General features: G+C 36.1%; 6 protein-coding genes. 1 reads left to right on the top strand and 5 read right to left on the bottom strand.

Translation table 11 applies throughout. The features are described 5' to 3' along the window. Positions 1-6: 6 nt before the first annotated feature. The 5 genes from I2F23_RS13575 to I2F23_RS13555 form a co-directional block, all read right to left on the bottom strand. The gene (locus I2F23_RS13575) at positions 7-1221 is read right to left on the bottom strand and encodes a virulence factor TspB C-terminal domain-related protein (protein WP_195773102.1); all 1215 of its coding nucleotides are present in this window, start codon (positions 1219-1221) and stop codon (positions 7-9) included. A 127-nt stretch (positions 1222-1348) separates the two neighbouring features. Further along, positions 1349-1606: a hypothetical protein gene (locus I2F23_RS13570; RefSeq protein ID WP_195773101.1), complete on the bottom strand. Its 258-nt coding sequence runs from the start codon at positions 1604-1606 to the stop codon at positions 1349-1351. Positions 1607-1814: 208 nt separating this feature from the next. Beyond that, the gene (locus I2F23_RS13565) at positions 1815-1991 is read right to left on the bottom strand and encodes a hypothetical protein (protein ID WP_195773100.1); all 177 of its coding nucleotides are present in this window, start codon (positions 1989-1991) and stop codon (positions 1815-1817) included. Between the two features lie 13 nt (positions 1992-2004). Beyond that, on the bottom strand, positions 2005-2295 hold the full coding sequence (locus tag I2F23_RS13560; RefSeq protein WP_228285418.1) for a hypothetical protein: 291 nt from the start codon (positions 2293-2295) through the stop codon (positions 2005-2007). A gap of 34 nt (positions 2296-2329) precedes the next feature. Beyond that, on the bottom strand, positions 2330-3571 hold the full coding sequence (locus tag I2F23_RS13555; protein ID WP_195773098.1) for a phage/plasmid replication protein, II/X family: 1242 nt from the start codon (positions 3569-3571) through the stop codon (positions 2330-2332). A gap of 192 nt (positions 3572-3763) precedes the next feature. Here I2F23_RS13555 and I2F23_RS13550 point away from each other — a divergent pair, with 192 nt between their 5' ends. Beyond that, entirely contained in the window at positions 3764-3961 is a 198-nt protein-coding gene (locus I2F23_RS13550) for a hypothetical protein (protein ID WP_195773097.1), read from the top strand. Positions 3962-4300: the final 339 nt, after the last annotated feature.

The following is a 4300-nucleotide window of genomic DNA, read 5'->3' as shown; positions in this document are numbered from 1 at the left end:
AGTAATCTAATCATCATTACCACCCATAATGACACCTGACGCAATCAAGAAAGACATTAATGCACCGATCGCAAGTACAAACGGGCGTATATCTGATGCAAGTTTGCACCACGATGTTAAATCGTAATCAATTGAAGCCGTTGTATTTTCTAATGATATGTTTTGAGTGCCAGGTGAGAACGGACAATACTCACCCCATTGCAAATAAGGCGTGTTTTTTACTTCAGGAACTTTTTCTTCAATATCGACCTGTGTTTGTCTATCTTGCGTATCTTCTTTTGTCAGCCAGTCTTTCATGTCTTTAACTGTTTGCTCGATAGAATCAATCTTTTCTTGCAATGCCTTTAAACCGTTATTCATTGCATCTTTAAGCGAATTAATTGCAGAAGTCACTGGAGAGAGATCAACGTTAGTATTACCACCTGTAACCGTTGTATTTGTTGTTGTACTTGATGAATTACTCGTACTTGTATTTGTTGTATTAGTCGTATTATTTGTATTGTTAGTCGTGTTTGATGCGTTACTATCACCAGTACCAGTACCAGTACCAGTACCAGTACCAGTACCAGTATTTGTATTACTAGACGCGCCATTACTTGACGTACTATTACTTCCTGTACTTCCTGTACTTCCTGTACTTCCTGTACTTCCTGTACTTCCTGTATTATTAGTGGTGGTCGGTTCGCTCGTTGCTGGAGTTGACGGCTTGCCTGTACCAGTCAAATTGTAATTTCCAGCAGAGGTTTCAGAAGAACAAGTTTCACCACTGGAAGAATAAGAACCAGTATAAGAAGTATCAGAGTTACCGCTCAAAAATTGATAATCATATTTACAAGAATTTTGGCAAATCGTAGGACTAGAAGTTTTTAACTTGTTATTTGCTTGTTCGGCTAAAGAAACATGCTCATTTTCATCTTTCCATCTTGAAATTGTAATAGATCCCGAATGAGCAATTTTGCCCTTTTCACATCCGACTCGAGTAACAGCACCGTTGAACCAATCATATTTAGTTCTTTCACCGTCGTAATAACTAAACCTACAAGTAAGTTCTCCTGTCATTTCAAAAGCTACTGGCTCTTTATTGTAAAGCCACTTAGCATATTTACGACAAGCACCCTCAGCAGTTGAATCCTTACCCGCAGAAGAAGTGTAATAAACATCAGCAAATACAGAATGTGAAGAAAAGATAAGTAAAAGCAGAAGTAAATAGCGGTAAAACATATTAAGCCCCTAGCACTAGCTAAGTAATATGAAGAACCCGACAAGTGCAACGATAATATATAAAGTAGTCATAAAGTTACTTCACAGAAGTAAGAATAGACCCAGTGCCGAAACACTGGGCGAAAAATTAACGACCAACGAAGCCGAGAACTTTACGATAGCCCCACATCAAGAGCGATGGACCTGCTTTAATTACAAAGACAGATGCGGCCGCAGCACCCAAGCCAGTTAATGCAAGACTTGAAACATCTACACTATTACCATCTGCCGCATGTGCTCCAGTTGCCATAATTACAGGCGTTGCAACAACAGCAAATTTAGTCGTTGCATTGTTTAACTTGTTGCGTAAAGTATCTTTACGTTTGATTGTTTGAACTTGTGTCATAATCATCTACCTTTCTATAAATTTGAGTAGCATTCGCAACCCTGAACATAAGAGCCAAAAGCCAATAATCTCGACCAAAAGCGTATTGGCATCGGCTCTGCTTAAATTGTTCAATTCATCAAGCCATGAGGGCTTAAATTGAACGTATGAAACACACGTTTGCATCGTTCCGATTGTTCGCAGAGTTTCACAAACGTATGCCATTCTTCTAAACCTTTAAATTCTTTAAATCTGAAATTGCTAGATCAATTCTTTTAACAATCATTGACATAGTCGATCTATCAACAAGATCGTTAAAACATTCATTGCGAAGATAAGCAATATCTTTACTTTTGATATCTTCTAAATGTTCGATAACCTTAATTATTTGATCTTTATGTGGCATTTCTCATTAACCTTTACTTCGATTCTGCTGTAGTAACTTCTTTTAAGATCATCGGTATGCCTTGACCAGACGTACGGAAATAAACATTTCTATCGACTGGAGTAACATCAACCTCTACAGCTATTTCTTGACCTTGCAAACGTTGATAATTCAAAAGCAAGTCATGATGTTCAGGTGATAACTTCACTGGCAAAGAAGAAGGAACCCATTCTTCAAGCCCACGATCAAAATGTTTATCTTTAAAAATAAGACGGTGAACCATCAAACCTGTTTTAGCATCAGGCTTAGATTCAACTTTTATCAATTTTGCTTTTACTAATTTCATTTGCTTTACTCGCTTAAGATGCTAATCGGGCGAAACTACCCTCGTTAAATTGTGAAACAGGCTCTACAAAGTCAGGGGGTAACTGCTCATCAAACTTGATTTCAACAAACTTTAAAAACGGAACAACATTGTTTTTAGATTCAATATGAAGATTTTGAAGAAAGGCTTTTGAATATCCTGCATTTACTAAATCAGCCATATTCTGATAAAACTGTCTTTGCCCAAATTTGCTCTTCATTCCATTTACACCATGCGTTTCTAATGCACAGTAAAAATTAAAAAGATTTCTTGCTTTAGTTATGCTTCTTCGACCTGATTTAGTCACTGTTTCATAAACAGAACATAGATGGTCAAAAACAGAATCGTGATCAGTTGCTTTCATTGCTGTGCCTTTTAATGCTTCAAATATCTGCTCGAATGACTTTGCCCAAATTTCTTGCGTAAATTTCGGGTTTTCCCGTTGATATCTAATTAATTCAAAAACGTTAGTAGGTATGCCTTTTTCTTTCATAACGTAAGCTTTTACGCCACTTTCAAAACGTAATAAGCCAGTCGCCCATTTTTGTAATTTAGGGCATGACATTGCGTTAAATACACGCTTTGCATTTTGATCGTTTAATTTTGCTAAGTATTCGTATTCTTTTAATTGCGTATCAAACTCTTTTTTCTTGCCATAAACTTTTCTAGCAAAACGTTTGCATCTCGAAGAACCGAAATAAATCGTATTTTGATAAGAACATTCTTTTGTTGATTTTCTAATATGTTGCGTTGTAACGTTGCGTAAAAACTCTTTTACTTGCTCTACTTGTTTATCATCTTTTAAACGAGCCGAGTAAGTAATATCAATTTGTTGAACCTCTGTTTCAGAAACAGCTAACATACCGTACAAGGTAGGCTGTGATGTTGCCAAATAACCCAACATTTCAAGAACACCCTGTTCGATAACATCAGAACCATAAACGTTATGACCTTGCAAAATCTTTGCGGGACTCGCTTTTAATTCAACATAAGGAAAATATGAACCTTCGTGATAAAACTTAAACGCCATCTTTGTATATGAAGTCGGTAACTTTTCATAAGAATGCTTTAAAACCTTATGCTTAACTTCTCCATCTTCATTTTTATAAACATCATAAGAACCAACCTTTAAATCGAGATCAAGAAGATCAAAACCTAAAATGGCATGCTTACCATCGTCAGTTACATCAACTAACGAATAATCTACAGGTATTTTTAAAACAAGCATGTCAATCATTGTTGTATCCAAGAAGCGAATAACTTATTTAATCTTTCTGAATTTCAGAATTAAACGTAATAATGTTGTGCTATCGACAATAGAATGACACATAGACACAACGAAACATCAATATGCAAAAGTTACCATGAAACAATGTGTCATTTCAATAAGAAATATAATAATGTGTCAATGAAACTTTAGGACGGTAATATGAGCTCAACACAGAAACGAATCAGAGATGATCTACTTGAGAAAGTAGAAGATATGAAATGGGAAATAAAATATGAACTAAGAATGGAAATAACAGAAACAGATATAATAAATTCTCTGATATACCACCATTTAAAAAACTTAAGATCAGAAGAAGTATTAGAATGGAGAAAAAAATATCTAGGGAAAGATGAATAGTGCGAAATTCCGCAGTTAAGTCCACTCTAAAGAACGTGGACTTCTAGCACGTTGACGCACGGGTGTCGGGTCGGTCGGTCGGCAAGCTCCTCCTCCCTCACCCGTGCGTATATGCGTACAGAATGTCGTATAACTTAATTTTATGTTAAATGACAGCAAGTCATCACAATACACCGCTAACGCTCTTATAATCGTTCTGATGAACATTGACAGCAAAGCTATCAATGCCTTAATCAAGTAACATAATATAGAGTTATGCGGAAATCCTAACGCCTAAAAGCTCGATTGCTTAGACTTAAACTATTTATAAATCTTTTTGTCCTTAAGTCGTCCCTGATC

This window comes from Acinetobacter pollinis (assembly GCF_015627175.1).
In the GTDB taxonomy this organism is placed as follows: Bacteria; Pseudomonadota; Gammaproteobacteria; order Pseudomonadales; family Moraxellaceae; genus Acinetobacter; species Acinetobacter pollinis.
Note: the sequence above shows the minus strand (reverse complement) of the source record. Positions and strands in the feature narration are given on the sequence as shown.

Excerpts from the sequence above, each read along its gene's own strand:
- I2F23_RS13565 (WP_195773100.1), bottom strand. The coding sequence starts at position 1,991 with ATGCCACATAAAGATCAAATAATTAAGGTTATCGAACATTTAGAAGAT.
- I2F23_RS13550 (WP_195773097.1), top strand. The coding sequence starts at position 3,764 with ATGAGCTCAACACAGAAACGAATCAGAGATGATCTACTTGAGAAAGTA.
- I2F23_RS13570 (WP_195773101.1), bottom strand. The coding sequence starts at position 1,606 with ATGACACAAGTTCAAACAATCAAACGTAAAGATACTTTACGCAACAAG.
- I2F23_RS13575 (WP_195773102.1), bottom strand. The coding sequence starts at position 1,221 with ATGTTTTACCGCTATTTACTTCTGCTTTTACTTATCTTTTCTTCACAT.
- I2F23_RS13555 (WP_195773098.1), bottom strand. The coding sequence starts at position 3,571 with ATGATTGACATGCTTGTTTTAAAAATACCTGTAGATTATTCGTTAGTT.